The 18,372-nt window shown below is 49.4% G+C and carries 13 protein-coding genes; 1 reads left to right on the forward strand and 12 read right to left on the reverse strand.

Annotation, left to right across the window (positions count from 1 at the left end; genetic code table 11):
• Positions 1–569, forward strand: a 569-nt coding sequence (locus SOI44_RS06105; protein WP_442914581.1) for an IS1634 family transposase, incomplete at its 5' end; no start/stop codon positions are given.
• 155 nt (positions 570–724) lie between these two features.
• Here SOI44_RS06105 and SOI44_RS06110 read toward each other — a convergent pair.
• The 12 genes from SOI44_RS06110 to malQ all read right to left on the reverse strand — a co-directional run bounded on the left by SOI44_RS06110 (position 725) and on the right by malQ (position 18,355).
• Entirely contained in the window at positions 725–2,512 is a 1,788-nt protein-coding gene (locus SOI44_RS06110) for an NADH-dependent [FeFe] hydrogenase, group A6 (protein ID WP_331348338.1), read from the reverse strand.
• 11 nt (positions 2,513–2,523) lie between these two features.
• Complete coding sequence (locus SOI44_RS06115; RefSeq protein WP_442914582.1) at positions 2,524–4,311, reverse strand: NADH-ubiquinone oxidoreductase-F iron-sulfur binding region domain-containing protein; 1,788 nt, start codon at positions 4,309–4,311, stop codon at positions 2,524–2,526.
• 109 nt (positions 4,312–4,420) lie between these two features.
• Complete coding sequence (locus tag SOI44_RS06120; protein WP_331348340.1) at positions 4,421–4,915, reverse strand: NADH-quinone oxidoreductase subunit NuoE family protein; 495 nt, start codon at positions 4,913–4,915, stop codon at positions 4,421–4,423.
• Between the two features lie 140 nt (positions 4,916–5,055).
• Positions 5,056–5,724 carry a uracil-DNA glycosylase gene (ung, locus tag SOI44_RS06125; protein ID WP_331348341.1) on the reverse strand — a complete coding sequence of 223 codons (669 nt, stop codon included), beginning with the start codon at positions 5,722–5,724 and terminating at the stop codon, positions 5,056–5,058.
• Between the two features lie 2 nt (positions 5,725–5,726).
• Complete coding sequence (locus SOI44_RS06130; RefSeq protein WP_331348342.1) at positions 5,727–7,601, reverse strand: DUF885 family protein; 1,875 nt, start codon at positions 7,599–7,601, stop codon at positions 5,727–5,729.
• A gap of 93 nt (positions 7,602–7,694) precedes the next feature.
• A complete protein-coding gene (gene pulA / locus SOI44_RS06135) occupies positions 7,695–9,830 on the reverse strand; it encodes a type I pullulanase (protein ID WP_331348343.1) in 2,136 nt (711 codons plus the stop codon).
• Positions 9,831–9,848: 18 nt separating this feature from the next.
• Complete coding sequence (locus tag SOI44_RS06140) at positions 9,849–12,251, reverse strand: glycogen/starch/alpha-glucan phosphorylase (RefSeq protein WP_331348344.1); 2,403 nt, start codon at positions 12,249–12,251, stop codon at positions 9,849–9,851.
• Positions 12,252–12,269: 18 nt separating this feature from the next.
• Entirely contained in the window at positions 12,270–14,039 is a 1,770-nt protein-coding gene (gene glgB / locus SOI44_RS06145) for a 1,4-alpha-glucan branching protein GlgB (RefSeq protein ID WP_331348345.1), read from the reverse strand.
• A gap of 121 nt (positions 14,040–14,160) precedes the next feature.
• A complete protein-coding gene (locus tag SOI44_RS06150; RefSeq protein WP_331348346.1) occupies positions 14,161–15,846 on the reverse strand; it encodes a phospho-sugar mutase in 1,686 nt (561 codons plus the stop codon).
• A 70-nt stretch (positions 15,847–15,916) separates the two neighbouring features.
• The gene (locus tag SOI44_RS06155) at positions 15,917–16,183 is read right to left on the reverse strand and encodes a phosphocarrier protein HPr (RefSeq protein WP_108774368.1); all 267 of its coding nucleotides are present in this window, start codon (positions 16,181–16,183) and stop codon (positions 15,917–15,919) included.
• 253 nt (positions 16,184–16,436) lie between these two features.
• A complete protein-coding gene (locus tag SOI44_RS06160; RefSeq protein WP_331348347.1) occupies positions 16,437–16,754 on the reverse strand; it encodes a hypothetical protein in 318 nt (105 codons plus the stop codon).
• Positions 16,755–16,909: 155 nt separating this feature from the next.
• On the reverse strand, positions 16,910–18,355 hold the full coding sequence (gene malQ, locus SOI44_RS06165; RefSeq protein WP_331348348.1) for a 4-alpha-glucanotransferase: 1,446 nt from the start codon (positions 18,353–18,355) through the stop codon (positions 16,910–16,912).
• Positions 18,356–18,372 lie beyond the last annotated feature (17 nt).

An 18,372-nucleotide genomic window follows, 5' to 3' on the forward strand; every position in this document is an offset into this window, starting at 1 on the left:
GGGCAAAGGATCTGATTGCCCATCCAAAGAAATATGACAAGGTCAGTGCCAAAGGAGCCTCCGGATACGTAATGAATCTCAGCTTTTCAAAAGAGACTGGAGAAGTTGTAGACAAGAATCTTGAACTGGATGAAGCCAAGATCAAGGAAGAAGAAAAATACGATGGATACTACTCCATCGTAACTAGTGAGCTTAACCTGACAGACATCGAGATCAGAAAGATTTACAGAGGACTCGCCCGCATTGAAGAAACCTTCAAGATTACTAAATCCGAGTTTGATACACGGCCGATCTATGTAAGAACCAATGATCACATTGATGCCCACTTCACGGTATGCTTTACAGCCCTGGTCATCATCCGTCTGCTGCAGATCAGGCTGGACAGGAAATATACAGCTGCTCAGCTCCTGGAATCACTCAGAAAATACAGCTGTGCACCATTCGAGAAAAACACCTATCAGTTCCACTTCCGTAATGAAATTATTGACGATTGCGGCAAGGCATTCAACATGAAGCTTTCCTACAAATACCGCACACAGGAAGACATCAGAAGACTCCTGAAATATTAATTTTCAACTGCCTTGAATAAGGGATAATTCACTACACAGAGAAAACGGCAAATCGTCAGTATTCACCTGATTATTTGCCGTTTTACTTCAAAACTTGAGTTATATCCCATCCTGATCATTTTTTGGCTGAAAACACAGGAAAAGGCCAAGGAAACTCACGGCTGGTTTTCAGGTTCCGTTTTCCATCTCTGAAAACGCGGTTTTGCATGATAGGAAGTATGCAAAAGCTGCTCACTGATCTCACTGCCCGGTGTTCCCAGAAATTCTTTGTACAGCTGCTGAATCTGCGGATTGTCACACGACACCCGCACTGGGGCATAGCGGTCTTCCTCATACAGCGCCTTCATGCGCAGATCTTTATAGGAGTAGCCCAAACGTCCATGCTTTGCCCTTGCACTGACAATCGGCTGGCCGCCGCCATTAATACAGCCGCCCGGACAGCCCATGATCTCAATGAAAGCATACTTGCTTGTCCCGGTGCGCACATCCTCAATCAATGGCTTTGCACAGGACATCGAACTGGCCATAGCCACCCAGTACTTCTTTCCTAAAAGCTCAACCTGCGCTTCCTTGACACCGGCCATGCCGCGGCACTCACTGAAATCCACACGTTCCAGCTTTTTACCTTCTGTTTCCTGCTTCAATGTACGCAATGCCGCTTCCATCACACCGCCGCCGGCCCCGAAAATCACCCCGGCACCCGAAGCAGCACCCAGGAAATCCTGATCATAGTCTTCCGGCTCCAGTGCCTCCAGATCATCCATGCCATACATCTTGATCAATCTTGCGGCTTCTCTTGTCGTCAGTATCGCATCCACATCCGGATATTCTCCAGTTTGATTTTCCACTTTATGAATCTCAGACTTTTTGGCAATGCACGGCATGATTGATACCACATAGATCCTTGATGGATCAATGTTGTGCTGCTTTGCCCAATAGGTCTTGCAGATGGCGCCAAACATCATATGCGGTGACTTGCACGTCGAAAGATGATCCAGCAGCTGCGGATATTCATATTCCATGTAGCGCACCCAGCCAGGTGAGCATGAGGTAAACATGGGCAGAACACCATGTCCCTTGATTCTTTCCAGCAGTTCATGTCCTTCTTCCATGATCGTTAAATCCGCACCAAAGTCGGTATCATACACACGGTCAAAGCCGCACCGTTTCAGGGCTGCTACCATCTTGTGGGTCACCCGGGTGCCAATCGGCAGGCCGAATTCCTCACCCAATGCTGCCCTTACAGCAGGTGCTGTCTGACAAATCACAACCTTGTCAGGATCATTGATGGCAAGAATCACATCATGAATGTTTTCCTTCTCACTCAAGGCACCGGTCGGACAGGAAATGACACACTGGCCGCACTGCATGCAGTCCACATCATTGAAGGAACCATTGCCAATCGGACCGCAGATTGTAGAAAAGCCGCGGTTCTGCAAGGACAGAATACCCAGACCCTGCACATTGCGGCAGACACCAATGCAGCGCTCACACAGCACACACTTGCTTGTATCACGCACAATGCCCCAGCTTGCCTGTTCCAGGGTGGCTGGTGAATGTTCTCCTTCAAACCGGTTCTCCCGGATGCCAAGCTCAGCACAAAGCCGCTGTAATTCACAGTTCTGGTTCCGCTTGCAGGAAAGGCAGTTCTTGTTGTGGTTGGACATCATCAGTTCAACGGTTGTCTTGCGGCCTTTGATTGCCCTTTCCGAATTGGTATAGACTTCCATTCCTTCCGAGACCGGTGTTGTGCAGGCAGAAAGCAGTGCTCTTGCCCCTTTGACTTCCACCAGGCATACCCGGCAGGCACCGGAGCGGATGACATTCTTCAGATAACACAAGGTGGGAATCTGAATGCCGGCCCGGTTGGCAGCCTGCAGGATCGTATCTCCGCTTTCCGCAGTCACAAACTGATGATTGATCTTGATATGTACTTCACTCATGATTTCTCACCTCACAGTCTCTGCACCGCATGGAAGCGGCAGTTATTCAGACAGCTGCCACACTTGATGCACTTGTCCTGATCAATATGGTATGGCTTGCGGCCCGGTTCACCAGAAATTGCCTGCACCGGACAATTGCGCGCACACAAAGAACAAGCCCGGCACGCCGATTCATCAATCTCATAGCGCAGCAGACGCTTGCATACATGGGCACGACATCTGTGCTCCACCACATGTTCCACATACTCATCACGGAATTTATGCAGGGATGAAAGGATCGGATTGGGTGCTGTCTGGCCAAGACCGCACAAAGCCGTATCCTTGATTTCATGGCAGAGCTCTTCCATCTCATCCAGCATTTCAAGGGTGCCACGGCCTTCGGCGATGGCATCCAGCATCTCCAGCAGACGTTTTGTGCCTACCCTGCATGGTGTACATTTGCCACAGCTTTCATCACAGATAAATGACATATAGAAACGGGCTACATCCACCATGCAGCTGTCTTCATCCAGCACGATCATGCCGCCGGAACCCATCATGGAACCAGCCGCTGTCAATGTCTCATAGTCAATCGGTGTATCCAGTTCCTTCTCCGTCAGACAGCCCCCGGATGGTCCGCCGGTCTGTACAGCCTTGAACCGTTTGCCATTAGGACAGCCCCCGCCAATGTCATAAATGATTTCCCGCAGGGTTGTCCCCATCGGCACTTCGACTAAACCTGTATTAACAATCTTGCCGCCCAGGGCAAATACCTTGGTGCCTTTGGAACCAGCTGTACCAATGGAGCTGTACCAGGATGCGCCCTTGGTCAGGATGATCGGTACATTGGCCAATGTTTCAACATTGTTGATGCTGGTAGGTTTGCCCCAGACACCGCAGACGGCAGGGAAAGGCGGTTTGGGTGATGGCATGCCGCGCCTGCCTTCAATCGAGGCAATCAAAGCTGTCTCTTCACCGCACACAAACGCACCGGCACCAAGCCGGATCTCAAGATCAAAATCAAAACCGGAGGAAAGAATATTGCGGCCAAGCAGGCCATATTCCCGTGCTTCCTGCAAAGCAATTTTCAGTCTGTTGACGGCAATCGGGTATTCTGCCCGGATGTAGATATAGCCATAGTGGGCACCAACCGCATATGCCATGCATGCAAGGCCTTCAATGACACTGTGGGGATCTCCCTCCAGAATGGAGCGGTCCATGAAAGCACCGGGGTCGCCTTCATCCGCATTGCAGATGACATACTTCTCATTGCCGGGCTGATCCTTTTCAAACTGCCACTTTTTACCGGTTGGGAAACCAGCACCGCCCCTTCCCCGCAAGCCGGATGCCTTGATGATATCAATGACATCCTGCGGCGATTTCTCTGCCAAGCACATAGCCAGAGCCTGATAGCCTCCCACGGCAATATACTCATTGATATCTTCCGGATTGATCCTGCCGCAATGGCGTAAAGCAATCCGCATCTGTTTCTGATAGAAACGGATTTTATCCAGATCATAAACCGTCTGGCCGGTAACAGGATCTTTGTCGCATAATTGTTTGTCCTGCAAAGGACGGCGGCCGATGACATGCTGGAAGAAGATGGTATCGACATCTTCCAGATGTACGTGCGTATAGAAGATTTTGTCGGGATAGATCGCCACGATCGGTCCCTTCTGACAAAGACCGAAGCAGCCGGTGCGGATGACTTCGACATTATCCTGCAGATGGTTCTCATTGATCAGCTTTTCAAACCGTTCAATGTTTTTCTCAGATTCACCTGCTGTACAGCCGGTACCAGCACAGCAGAGAATATTCATATGCACATTGTCTGCTTCAAAAACAGGATGGCTGTCATCCATGCGTACAAGTACATTGTCATGGTACGCATCCCGGATGGCATTGAGCTCAGCCAGAGAATGAATGATATTATCCATGAGCTGCCTCCTGTGCCTTGATCTCTTCAATGCGCTTTACAGCATTGCCCGAAACCAATGCATTGCCATAAACTTTGCCATCAATGATGCATACCGGTGCTAACCCACAGGCACCAAGACACCTTGTGGCATCCAGGGAAAACAGGCCATCCTGGCTTGTCTCATTAATCGAAGCACCGGTACCGCTGGCAAGCAGATCTGCCAGCTTCTGGCTGCCATTGACATAGCAGGCTGTCCCTAAACATACATTAATGACATGTTTTCCCTTTGGCTGGGTTGTAAACTGGGCATAGAACGTCACGACGCCATATACCTGGGCAGGGCTGGTCCCTGCAGCTTCCGCAATTTTCTCCATTGCTTCAAACGGAATATACCCCAGAGAATTCTGCACCTCATGGAGCATCTCAATGACCGGTCCCGGCTGGTTCCGGTGTTTTGCAACAATGGTATCAATTTCCAAAAGTGCGGAAGGACTCAGTTTTTCCATAAACTGTCCTCCAGATTCAATCTCTAACTGTATTCTAGCAGGTATCAGATTTGAAAAACAGGCAAAAATCTAAGCGCTTACATTGATTTGCCTAAAAAAAGACTGTCCTGCCAAGAGGACAGTCATATGTACGCAATGCATCAAAGGTCCGGAATCTGCCAGTTAATCGGTTCTCTGCCATGTTCTTTCAGAAAGGCATTGGCCTTGCTGAAATGGCGGCAGCCAAAGAAGCCATAGTGTGCACTTAAGGGAGAAGGATGCGGTGCCTCCAGAACAAGATGGCGGCTTTGGTCGATCATGGATGCCTTGCTGCGGGCATTGCGGCCCCATAGCAGAAACACAACCGGATCCTGCTTCTCATTGATTTTAGCAATGGCATGGTCCGTAAAGGTTTCCCAGCCCTTTCCTTTATGGGCAAGCGGATGAGAATCCTCCACCGTCATGATCGTGTTGAGCAGAAACACACCCTGTTTTGCCCATGGCATCAGATAGCCATTGTTGGGAATGTAACAGCCAAGATCATCCTGCAGTTCCTTGAAGATATTCTGCAGAGACGGTGGAATGGGAACACCCGGATTGACGGAAAAACACATACCATGGGCCTGGCCTTTCTGATGATACGGATCCTGGCCTAAGATTACGACTTTGATATCCGGATAGTCGCAGTTTTCAAAAGCCGCAAATACCTGCTGGCGGGGCGGATAGATATTCCCATGGGAATATGCTTCATGCAGAAAGGCAGACAATTGTTTGAAATAGGGCTGCTGCCACTCTTCCTGCAGCCATGGCCACCATGTATTATGCACCATGCTTACTCTGCCAGTCCCTTCCCGTTATGCTTTTTCTTCAGCACAACAAAGACAATAATCAATGCAGCACCAGCCGCAATTGCCACACCGTAGACCGGTGAAAAGGACGACGATGCAGATTTGCTTGTCTTGCTGTCAGACTTCATCGTACCGCCATTAGCCTCTACCCAGGCAGTCACATCATCCTCAACGGAATCCAGGGTTCTTGGTCCATTGTCAAGAATTACCTTGTTGAATTCTTCCAGCTCGAAATCATCCCCAAGTGCTTCACGTGCCTCATTTTCCAGCGTAACCAGTCTGACCAGACCATAGCCATAGCTGTTATAGTCCGTTGGATAAATCAGACACTGCTCATACAGGCTGGAGGCCGCCTGTGTATTCAGGCCGACACTGCTCAGATAATCAGACAGATCATCCTGACTCCAGCCCATGCCATTGACACCAATATCCGCCAGTGCACACAGGGCATAATTCAGCTCGGTTGTGACCTGCTGATACGTGGCATCCGAATCACTCAGCACATTCCAGCTGTAGGCATGCACTTCGGCATACATTGCCCAGCCTTCCGTATAGCCAAGGAAGCTGCAGGCCTCCCGGATCAGGTTCGGATTTGTGGCAAGATAATATACATGCTGGTAAAGATGGCCCGGATAGCCCTCATGGGCAAGCGTGCCGTACAGCTCATTCAGATCTGAAATATTGGAATCATTGATCTTGATGACATTATTGCTGTAATCATCCACCGGTGCGGAAACATAATAGGCAAGCACATTGCCGGACACAACACTTGGATCCAGACTGTCAGCCGTGTAAGTCACATCCGGAATCGCCGGGAAGCCATAGTTTGTCTCTTCCGAAGAAAGGTAGCTGAGAATCTTGTTGGCATCGGTGAAATTCACGGTGCCATTGCCGGCATTGGAGCCAAGGGATGCCAGCTGACTTACCGTATCCTGGATAAAGCTGTCAAGTTCATCAAACTGATCATCCAGAGGCTTTGACGTACTGGCCGTATTCTGTTCATCCAGCGTGTAGTAATCCAGGCCGCCATCCATGTCATAATAACCGGTCTGACCACCTTTGCCCTTGTAGCCATTGAGCTTGTCGGCAATCATCTGACAGGAAGGAATGATCTGATTGATGACAATATCACTGACCTGTGTCTTGAGATCCACTCTTTCTCCATCGGTTAACAGCTGGGAAGCATCCGCATCATCATTGAAGTCCACAATGATCGGATTGTCCTGGGTCTTGGCCACAAAGGACGCAATCTGTGACTCTGTTTCTTCCAGTGCCTTGTCAGACATAAAGTAGCCTGCCTCGGCCTGTTCTTCGGTAAAGCTCAGACAGGCAGCCAGATAAGACTGCACCGACTGCAGCAGTGTCACATAGTCATCAAAATCTTCTCTTGTATAGAAGATGAACTCTGTCAGGTTGGTAGACAGATTGGTAATCAGGTTATTGCCTGGTGTAAACAGCCAGTCATAGTTCTCATCCGAGCGGTTCAGCTGGTCCGTATAGGCATAAACAAGGGCATCATAGTCATGCTGCTGGGTCGTACTCAGGCTGTCATAATCAAAGGCCTTGAGCTTAGCCAGCATATCTTCTGCTTCACTTTTGGCCTTGGTGATCTCAGTATGGGGATCTTTGCCAACCGTCACTTCCGGCTTGACAATGCCCATGCTTTCAGGATCCTTCAGGGTAAAGTGCATGGTCAGGTAATCATCTTCCATCGTATTGATGAAATCCTGCTGCAGCAGGGCATCAAAATCACTGTTTCCCTGTGCTGTCTCTTCTGCTTTGACCGGCACAAATACCGCCGGCACACACAGCAGAGCCGCACTCATCATACAGATAACTTTCTTCAAACGGTCTGTCATAGAAACTCCTTTGTTTTGTCTCATTATACTATAGGAAGCCAAAAGAAAATCATATCCGGTATGGATATGACTCTCTCATTTTCGATCCATGGATTATTGTTCCGGTGTATTCTTCACGGCCACAATCACAGACAGCCCCGGCACATAAATCACAGTGCTCTTCTGTGCCTGCGGATTGCCATCATGATCAAAGATCACCTGCCACTCATCCCCGCTGCCATATTCATGATTGTCATAAGAAGGATTAAACAGGATCCGTACATCTGTGCATGCATGCTCAGGATCCGGGCAGTGGATATCACAGGCAACCACATTGCCATCCATCACGGATACATGCACGTTATCCACCACTTCCTTCTGGGAGGCATAGTGGAATGCCCTGTAAGCTTTGCGCAAAGCAATGGCTTTGCGTGTGTATTCCACAATATCCTGGTTCTGGATTGCCCTGTCCCAGTCCATCTGGTTGATGCCGTCACCGGCATTGTAGGAGTTGGACACATTGTTCTTTGTACCGCAGAATTCCTGACCTGCATGCAGGAATGGCACACCAATGGAGAACAGTGTTGTGGCCAGTAACATCTTCTGCCGTAACAGACGGGTATCATGGTTCTCACTCGAACAGCATGCCCGCATCTTGTCCCAGCTGGTCGCATTGTCATGGGTCTCGGTGCCATTGATCGTCTTGCATGGGGAATCAAAACGATAGAAATACGGATCACCAATCACATTGCCGGTCACTGCCGAGCACATGCCGAAAGCCATGTCCAGATCACCGGTGATATATCCCTTGGCATACTTCTGGTCATCAGATGTCTTACCCTTGACGGTATCACGGAAGTAATCGTTGAAATGGCCGATATCCGGCATGCGGTTCTGATTGACAATGCATGCTTTATCCTGTGGTGCAAGCATGGTCGGCATATCCCATCCTTCTCCATATAATAAGGCATCCGGCTTTTTCGCTTTGACGGCATCATGGATCGCATTCATCGTATCCACATCCAGCACACCCATCAGATCAAAGCGGAATCCATCCACATCATACAGATCCATCAGTTTCGTACAGACATCCACAAAGTACTTCCGTACCATTGGCTGGGTGGATGACAGATCATTGCCGCAATAGGAGCCATTGGAAAGGTATCCGGAATCATTGTAGCGGAACCAGTAATACGGGGTCAGACAGTTGAACGGACTTGTGTCCACATCATACATATGGTTGAATACCACATCTAATGTCACCCGCATATTATGTTTATGGAAGGTATCCACCAGCATGCGTAGCTCTTTCATGCGTGCATACGGATCATCCGCATCCGAAGAATAGCTGCCTTCAATACTGAGATACTGGGCGGGATCATAGCCCCAGTTATAATTGCGGGAAGGATGTTCCTCATCCACCGTCACAAAGTCAAGCACCGGCATCAGCTGCACATGGGTCACGCCAAGGGAAGCCAGATAGCTCATCCCGGTCGGGCTGCCCTTCCAGGAAGTATTCTCTTCCTTCAATGCATCAAAGGTGCCATGCGTGCTTGTGCCGCTGTTAGGCGCGCTTGTCATATCACGCACAGAGCATTCATAGATGATGGCATCTACGGCAGAATCAATTCTGTTGGTACAGGACACATGGGTATGGGGAATCAGATTGGGATCAATCACTGCCGAGGCATGGCTGTTGGCTGTCGATGACAGTGCATAGGGATCCAGAGATTCCACAACTTTGCCATTGCGGTTGACAAGATAGGTATAGACCGCATGGCGCAGATCACCATTCACCCTGGCCCGCCACACACCATGGTCCGTACGTGTCATCGGATGGGCAGTGCGGGATCCGCGGTTATCCAGTTTCAGGATCACGCTGACAGCCGTTGGTGCCCAGACCGAAAACAGTGTATATAAAGGATGATACACCGGGCCAAGATCATCACCGTCATACATGAATTCTTTGGCAAAGAACGGCTTCTGACAGATCAGACGCATCTCCACCGGGACGGTCAGACCATGGGATTCATGCAGGCGGTATGCAATGCCAAAGGGAAGATCTGCCGGTGTTGTTAACAGATATTTCACAGCATCGGGATGTTCCTCCACACTCTTGACGATCAGATCCATGTACAGGCCCTGATCGGATGTCAGATAGAAATAATCTGAGCGGCCACCATAAAAGCTGCGTTTCATCCAGATGGTAATCACACCAAAGTCATCCGCATATGCATGCATTGCCGGCATAACTGTGTCCTCTCTTTCTTAAAAATCAAGCTTCTTCAGATCCCAGATATCATGGGCATACTCTTCGATCGTACGGTCCGAAGAGAAATAACCGCTCTTGGCAATATTGACAAGGCAGCTGCGTGCCCAGCCATTGCGGTCAGCGTAACGTCTTGCAATCTCTTCCTGTGCTTTGACATAGGCATCAAAGTCAGCCAGAACAAAGTAAGAATCATTCCGGGTAATCAGTTCATCATAGATGATTCTGAATTCATCCGGATTGCCATTCCAGAAACCATTGATCAGCGTGTCCATTACATCATGGATGTGGCCATCCTGCTGATAATAATCATACGCATGATAGCTGTACTGCAGGCTGTTGAGCTCATCCACTGTATGGCCGAAGATCACATCATTGTCACGGCCGACAAGATTGTCAATCTCCACATTGGCACCATCCAGTGTGCCCAATGTGATGGCACCATTCATCATGAACTTCATATTGCCGGTGCCGGAAGCCTCCTTGCCAGCCGTACTGATCTGCTCGGAAATATCCGTGCCCGGCACAAGTGTCTCTGCCATCGTCACACAATAATTCGGCAGGAAAACAACCTTAAGAACATCCTTTGTGTCAGGATCATTGTTGATTTTAGCAGCCACACAGTTGATCAGCTTGATCACACTCTTGGCAAAGGTATAGCTGGAAGCTGCCTTGGCCGCAAAGAGATACGTATGCGGCGCAATCCTGAAGGACGGATCATTCTTCATGCGCTGATACAGATAGATCACATGCATGATGTTCAGCAGCTGTCTCTTATAGGCATGAAGACGCTTGGCCTGCGTATCAATGATCGAAGAAGGATCAATGATCTCACCGGTCAGATCCTTGACGTAAGCGGCCAGCTTCTCCTTGCGCACCTGCTTGACATCCAGGAAGGCTTCCTGCACAGATGGATCATCCACATGTTTCAGAAGATCCTCAAAGTGATGATAATCACTCTCCCAGGCCGTACCGATCGTATCATCCAGCAATTGTTTCAGCTCGGGATTGCAGTACATCAGCCACCGGCGCGGGGTAACACCATTGGTCTTGTTCTGGATCAGGTTCGGATACAGACGTACCTGGTCACGGAACAGGTCATTTTTCAGAATCTCGGTATGAATGCCAGCCACACCATTGACCGCATGGGAGCCGATCAAAGCCAGGGCAGCCATGTGCAGGGTGCCGCCGCGCAAAGGACGGGTGCGGTTGACCAGGTCCGGATCATCCGGACACTGCTGCCATGCCCAGGCGCAATAGCGCCGGTCAATCTCAGAAATGATCATGGCAATACGCGGCAGAAGATTCTCAATATACTGCATAGGCCACTTCTCCAGAGCCTCTGCCATCACCGTATGGTTGGTATAGGATACGGTCTGTTTCACGATGGCCCATGCCTTGTCCCAGGAATAGCCATACTCATCCATCAATACCCGCATCAGTTCCGGGATCACCATCACCGGATGGGTATCATTGAGCTGGATGGCAGCCTTTTCCCCAAGATTATCCAGCGAAGGATAGTTCTTCAGATGGGTTTCCACAATGGAATGCACGCCGGCACAGACAAAGAAATATTCCTGCTTCAGGCGCAGATATTTGCCTTCTTCCGTAGAATCATCCGGATATACATTCAGACAGATCGCATCCACATCAGACAGATACTGCCGGTAATCCCGGTCACGCGGCGCCACATCCGCCGGCTCTGCACTCCAAAGACGCAGTGTATTGACCGTCTTTGTATGGGCACCGATCATCGGCATATCATAAGGCACAGCCAGTACATGGCTGGCATGGCGGTGCTTGAAATGCATATCACCGTTTTCATCATAGCTGACCTCAATCTGGCCATAGAACTTTACATCCACGGCATGCTTGAGTTTGCGGACTTCCCATGGATTGCCAATCCGCATCCACATATCCGGCATTTCTACCTGTTCGCCATACTTATTGATATACTGGCGGAACAGACCTGCCCGGTAGCGGATGCAGTTGCCATTGACAACATAGTTCTCACTGGCAGCCGAATCCATAAAGCAGGCAGCCAGACGGCCAAGACCGCCATTGCCAAGACCCGGATCATTCTCCTGATCCGCAATCTCCTGGTAGGAAAGGCCAAGCTCCTGCAGGCCTTCTGTGACCATATCATAGATGCCGAGATTCTTCAGATTGCTTGTTAACATCCTGCCAAGCAGAAACTCCATGGAAAAGTAATACACCTGCTTGAGATCCTTTGATGTTGTCTCATTCTTGGTATCCTTCCAGTTGTTGGACGCATAATCACGCACCATCGTACCCAGCGTCAGATATTTCTCCGCAAGACTTGTCTGCTCCATCTCACAGCCATAATCCTCCACCAGCCTGCGGCGGAACTCCGCCTTGAACTCTCTCTTATTCCTGAACATTCAATCCCTCTTTCTAATCTATTTCTGCTGCAGCCACATACATGCAAATGGCATCAGCACAATATCCGTTTCCTTATCCTTAATATATATCTGGCAATTGCCCCGGCCCCCGTATTCCTGATCCTCAGAATCCAGCAGCACCTCCACATTCCTTTCCGGAATCTGTACTTCCTGCTTTTTATCACTTGTATTCAGCAGACACACAATATTGCCCCGCACAAAGCCAAACACACCGTTCTCTCCCTTTAAAAACCAGTGGAATAACAGCGGATCATCCTCATGCACATACAGTGACTCTTCCTGCTGATACAGTTCATTGAGCTTGGCAAAGTATTTCTGGAAGCTGGCATGGGATGGATAGTCCAACAGATTCCAATCCAGAACACGGCTTTCATCAAACTCCCGGAACATGGCAATCTCATTGCCCATGAAGTTCAGCTTCTTGCCAGGATGGGCAAACATATAGCCATACAAGGCACGCAGCTGGGCAAACTTGTCATCATAGCGGCCATACATCCTGCCGATGACCGTATGCTTGCCATGCACATTTTCATCATGGGACAGCGGCAGAACGAAGTGTTCGCGATAGAAATACTGCATCGAAAACAGCAGTGACTGCGGATGCGAAATGCGCACATCAGGTGCTGTGCCAAAGTAATCCAGGGTATCATGCATCCAGCCAAGGTCCCACTTGCCGTCAAAGCCAAGGCCGCCTGACTGCACTGGTGTTGTTACACCGGGATAGGCAGTACTGTCTTCCGCACACATCCATACCTTCGGATAGTACTGATGCATGTAATAGTTCAACCGTTTGACAAAGTCAATGCCCCCCTGGTTGATGCCGCGGTTCTTGTCACCGCCCCAAAAGATCATGTTGCTGATGGCATCCAGGCGAAGCCCATCCAGATGATAAATCTCACACCAGAAAGCACAGGCACTCATCAGAAAAGACCGTACTTCTTCTCTGCCAAGATCAAAATTCAAAGTACCCCACTCACTCCAGGCATCTTCCGGACGGGAATATTCATACAGTGCCTCCCCGTCAAAGCGGGCAAGGCCGAAGGCATCGGCACAGAAATGTACGGGCACCATGTCCAGAATGACACCAATGCCCTGCCGGTGGCAGGCATTGACAAAGGACGCAAACTCATATGGATTGCCATAACGGGATGTCACGGCATAGCAGCCGGATACCTGATAGCCCCAGGAACCATCAAACGGATGTTCCTGCAGAGGCATCAGTTCAATATGCGTAAAACCCATCTTCCTGACATACGGAATCAGGTTTTCCTCCATCATGCCATAGGTATACGGATTGTCTCCGTTCTTCTTCCAGCCGCCGGCATACACTTCATAGATACTGACAGGACGGTTATCAAAGGAAGAAGGACGGCTCTGCCAGATCTCATCTGACCACGAAAGACGCCGCAGATCCACAACTTTGGAGGCTGTTTCCGGCCTTGTCTCGGCATAAAAGGCATATGGATCCGCCTTGTCGATCCAGTCACCGCGGTTTGTTTCAATCCTATATTTATAGCTGTCCCATTCATACACATTGGGCACAAACACCTGCCAGACACCGGTAAAGCCGGTACGGATCATACGGATGGGATGATCCTCCCAGTTGGTGAAAGAGCCGATGACAAAGACATTGCGGGCATGCGGGGCATAGACGGCAAAACTGACACCTTCACAGTTGTTCCTGCGGCAGCGGTGCGCACCAAAAAGCTTCCAGGCATCTATGCACTGGCCGGCATGGTACTGCGCCATCCGCATCTCATCATCCATGATATGTCCCCGCTTTCTAATACAGCTATCTGCCTAACAATTTTAATGGATTGCAGGCAATGTGTGAAGTGCAAGCATAAAAAAAGACACAGATGGAAACCCATCTGTGTCAGAAAATGACTCAGGATAATAACGGTTTGACAGCCGCCGCAAGCTCATCCTTCTCCTTCTGGGCAGCTTCAAGATCAGCACCCTTGGTTGTGAAGTATGTCTTGATCTTTGGCTCGGTGCCGGAAGGTCTGATGATTACAACGGCACCATCATCCAGATCATAGCGCAGGACATTGGCCTTCGGCAGACCGGTTGCTGCACTGTCTTCATAGTCAGTGACTTTGACAACCTTATGTCCGGCAAAGGAAACCGGTGCTTCCTTGCGCAGGCCAGCCATGATGCCAGCCATCTTCTCCATACCGGAAAGGCCGTCAAACTCAAAGGCATCGACCTTGTTCAGATAGCGGCCATACTGGGCATAGATCTCTTCCAGACGCTGCTTGATGGAAGAACCCTTGGAACGATAGTAGGCAGCCATCTCACAGATGAGCATGGAGCCGACAATCGCATCCTTATCACGGACATAGGAACCTGCCAGATAGCCATAGGATTCCTCAAAACCGAAGATGAATCTCTTTTCTTCACCCTTTGCCTCAAGCTGAGCAATCTGATCACCGATCCACTTGAAGCCAGTCAGCGTATGGCGCAGCTCAACGCCATAGTGTTTGGCAATAGCCTCGGCAAGCGGCGTGGAAACGATGGATTCCACAGCCACCGGATGCGCAGGCATCGTGCCCTTTTCAATCCGGCCGGCGCAGATGTAATCCAGCAGAAGAACACCCATCTCATTGCCGCTGACAAGCTCATAGGAGCCATCCGGACACTTCATGGCAATACCGACACGGTCCGCATCCGGATCTGTTGCCAGCATCAGATCTGCACCTTCCTTCTTGGCCAGTTCCAGACCAAGCTTCAGGGCATCAAAGATTTCCGGGTTCGGATAAGAACATGTTGTGAAGTAGCCATTCGGATATTCCTGCTCCGGTACAATTGTGATATCAGTGATACCCATATCCTGCAGAACATGGGTAACCGGCACAAGGCCCGTACCATTCAAAGGTGAATAGACAAGCTTCAAACCAGCCTTTGCACAAAGACCCGGTCTTACCTGGCATGCTTCAATGGCTGCATACAAAGCATTCTTGCATTCATCTGAAACAAACTGGATCAATCCCTGCTTCACGCCTTCCGCAAAGCTCATATAAGCAGCACCCGTCAGAACATCTGTCTTCTGGATAGAGGCATAGACAACAGCGGCGGCATCATCTGTCATCTGGCAGCCATCCGGTCCATATGCCTTATAACCATTATATTTTGCCGGGTTATGGGATGCCGTGATCATGATACCGGCATTGCAATGATAGTAGCGGGTCGCAAAGCTCAGTGCCGGTACCGGCATCAGTTCATCATAAATCACAACATGAATGCCATTGGCAGCCAGTACACCAGCCGCATCACGGGCAAAGTTCCATCCCTTCAAACGGGAATCATAGGAGATGGCAACAGTCTGTGTACCACCCTGGGTCTTCACCCAGTCGGCAACACCCTGCGTCGCCTGACGTACAACCCAGATATTCATCCGGTTTGTGCCAGCTCCAAGCACCCCACGCAGGCCGGCAGTACCAAACTTCAAAGCAACGGCAAAACGATCTTTGATGGCCTCGTCATCATCCGCAATCTGATGCAGCTCATGCTTGAGATCAAAGTCCACCAGATCCGCATTCAGCCAACGATTATACTCTTCCCTGTAATCCATTATCTTTTACTCCTTTTCCCTGAAAAAAAGGGACTGGCGCATATGGCCAAATCCCTCTTCATACCTCACTTCAGGCAATGACTTTCTGCGCGCGCAGCACGTCTTCGATTGTCTTGACAGCGACATCCTCATCTTCACCGTCGCATGTGACAGTGATCTCAGACTGTGTCGGAATACCCAGAGACATCACACCCATGATGGACTTCATATTCACGGTACGGCCCTTATAGGATACCTTTACTTCACTCTTGAACTTGCTTGCGGCATTTACGGCAACCGTAGCAGGACGTGCATGCAGTCCTACCGGGTCAACGACTGTAACTGAAATCTGTTTCATTGCTATCATTCCTCCTGAATTTCATTGACTGGATATATTTTAACCCACCATGTGCCAGTTTACAAGCGGTTACAAATACCGGATTTAAGAACCATGATCACAGCACAAAAAACCAGAACAACTGGAAAGAAATCACATGTCAATCAAGCAATACCAATAATCAAAAATGGTTCATCAAGTCTTTTCTTCTTTTGTTCTTGCTTAAAAGGCCTGTGGTATTGGTGAGCCACAGACCTTTGTTTGTTATGGATTGTCAGCTTTTACTGCCAGGAAGAGACTTGCCGCTGAAGGAGTATCTGCCAATGACATCAGAACGGATGGCCTGATAGTCATGGCTGTCATAGTCCTTCTGGTGTTCAGCCTTGAACTGTGCTGTTACATCATTATTATTCTGATCCTGCACAGTGATATCACTGTTTTCCTGATACAGAGCATCTACAGTTTCAATAAACGCCTTGCTGGGCTGATCGTTCTTAGCCGTCTCTTTGGCTGCGCGGATATACCTGGCAGAAAACAGGCCGGCAATGACAATCAAAGCAATCATCACTTTGATGATGCGGCTTTTCTTCATACGGTTTCCTCCTTTCTTCTGTGATTAAACAGATTAATGGAGGAAACTGTCTCCGTTTTTGTATCTTGCTGGATTTTTCATGTCTTTCCACTCCAGTTACAGCATAGCAGATTACCCCCCCGCATCAAGACGTGGGGATAATCTGCATATTGCTTTCAGTTGTTCGTGCGGCAGTACAGCTCCATGTTTTCTTTCAGCCAGTCTGCCAGCTTTGTATCAAAAGCACCTGTTTCAGCCCGCCAGCACCAGTTATGTGTGCCGCCAAACGGGTTGTTGGTACGTTTTGTCCCATCCAGCTGGAGAATGTCCTGGGCCTGCACAATGGCAAGATCACATGGGGATCCCCATACACATTTGAGCATTACCTGCCAGAGTTCTTTCTTTGTACAGCCAAAATACCTGCAGGCTCTTTCCACCCGTTCTGGTTCATCCTTGATCCAGCCCATCAGCGTATTGTTATCATGGGTACCGGTATAGACACAGGCATTGCGCAGAGCATACTGGAATGGCATATACCAGGAGCCGGGATCCTTTTCATCAAAGGCATATTCCAGGATACGCATGCCCATGAAACCGGATGCCTTGACCTGGGCTTTGAATGTATCATCCAGCTCACCAAGATCTTCCACCAGCATTTCTTTTTTGCCATTGGCCTGCTCGAGTCTGTCAAACAGATCCTGACCAGGTCCCTGACACCAGTATCCTTCTTTGGTATTGGGATCGATGGCATAGTAGCGGAAAAATCCCTGGAAATGGTCAATCCGTAACATGTCGCAGAAGCGGTATTGAAACATCGCCCTTCTGATCCACCAGGCATAACCATCCTGCTGCATTTTCTCCCAGTTGAAAAGTGGATTGCCCCATACCTGTCCCGGCATACCGGCACAGGCAGAAAGACTGCCATCCGGATTCAAAGAGAACTGTTCCGGATGGGCCCAGACATCAATGGAATCCGGTGCCATGTAGAAAGGCAGATCCCCAATGATCTGTACCTTCTTTTCTTTGGCATAAGCCCTGAGCTCTTCATACTGCTTGAAAAACAGATACTGCACACGCTGATAGAAAAGCGCACTGTCATGATGGGCTGCAATGACTTCGGCAATGGCATCATTCTGATGTGTTCTCAGCTCCTGTGGCCAGCTCTGCCATGGTTTTCCCTTCTGGCTTTCCTTGATTGCCATGAATTCGGCATAGTCCTTCAGCCAGCCTTGTTCTTCTTTAACAAAAGTCAGGTAATCTTTTGGATCAACCTCTGGAAACCTTGCACATGCCTTTTTCAAAAGGGCAATGCGCGCATTGTACATCTTTCCATAATCAATCCAGGTTTCCGCTTCTTTTTCAGGTAATTCTTCTGCTTTCAGATACTTATGCTCTGTAAGCCAGTCCAGATCAATCAGATAGGGATTGCCGGCAAAGGAAGAAAGCGGCTGGTAGGGTGAGTTGCCATAGCCGGTAGGACCAAGCGGCAGTATCTGCCAGTAACGGATGCTGGCAGCTGCCAGAAAGTCGATGAACTGCTTTGCACTTTTGCCAATAGAGCCGATGCCATAGCTTCCGGGTAAGGATGGTACCGGCATCAGAATGCCACTGCTTCTCTGCATGATAATCTCCTCATTTC

This window comes from Lactimicrobium sp. (assembly GCF_036453465.1).
Classification (GTDB): Bacteria; Bacillota_I; Bacilli_A; order Erysipelotrichales; family Erysipelotrichaceae; genus Bulleidia.

Coding starts and splice junctions, on each gene's coding strand:
- SOI44_RS06120 (WP_331348340.1), bottom strand. CDS start 4,915: ATGGAAAAACTGAGTCCTTCCGCACTTTTGGAAATTGATACCATTGTT.
- SOI44_RS06155 (WP_108774368.1), bottom strand. CDS start 16,183: ATGAAACAGATTTCAGTTACAGTCGTTGACCCGGTAGGACTGCATGCA.
- SOI44_RS06140 (WP_331348344.1), bottom strand. CDS start 12,251: ATGTTCAGGAATAAGAGAGAGTTCAAGGCGGAGTTCCGCCGCAGGCTG.
- SOI44_RS06160 (WP_331348347.1), bottom strand. CDS start 16,754: ATGAAGAAAAGCCGCATCATCAAAGTGATGATTGCTTTGATTGTCATT.
- pulA (WP_331348343.1), bottom strand. CDS start 9,830: ATGCCGGCAATGCATGCATATGCGGATGACTTTGGTGTGATTACCATC.
- SOI44_RS06110 (WP_331348338.1), bottom strand. CDS start 2,512: ATGAGTGAAGTACATATCAAGATCAATCATCAGTTTGTGACTGCGGAA.
- SOI44_RS06130 (WP_331348342.1), bottom strand. CDS start 7,601: ATGACAGACCGTTTGAAGAAAGTTATCTGTATGATGAGTGCGGCTCTG.
- malQ (WP_331348348.1), bottom strand. CDS start 18,355: ATGCAGAGAAGCAGTGGCATTCTGATGCCGGTACCATCCTTACCCGGA.
- SOI44_RS06150 (WP_331348346.1), bottom strand. CDS start 15,846: ATGGATTACAGGGAAGAGTATAATCGTTGGCTGAATGCGGATCTGGTG.
- SOI44_RS06115 (WP_442914582.1), bottom strand. CDS start 4,311: ATGAATATTCTCTGCTGTGCTGGTACCGGCTGTACAGCAGGTGAATCT.
- glgB (WP_331348345.1), bottom strand. CDS start 14,039: ATGGATGATGAGATGCGGATGGCGCAGTACCATGCCGGCCAGTGCATA.
- ung (WP_331348341.1), bottom strand. CDS start 5,724: ATGGTGCATAATACATGGTGGCCATGGCTGCAGGAAGAGTGGCAGCAG.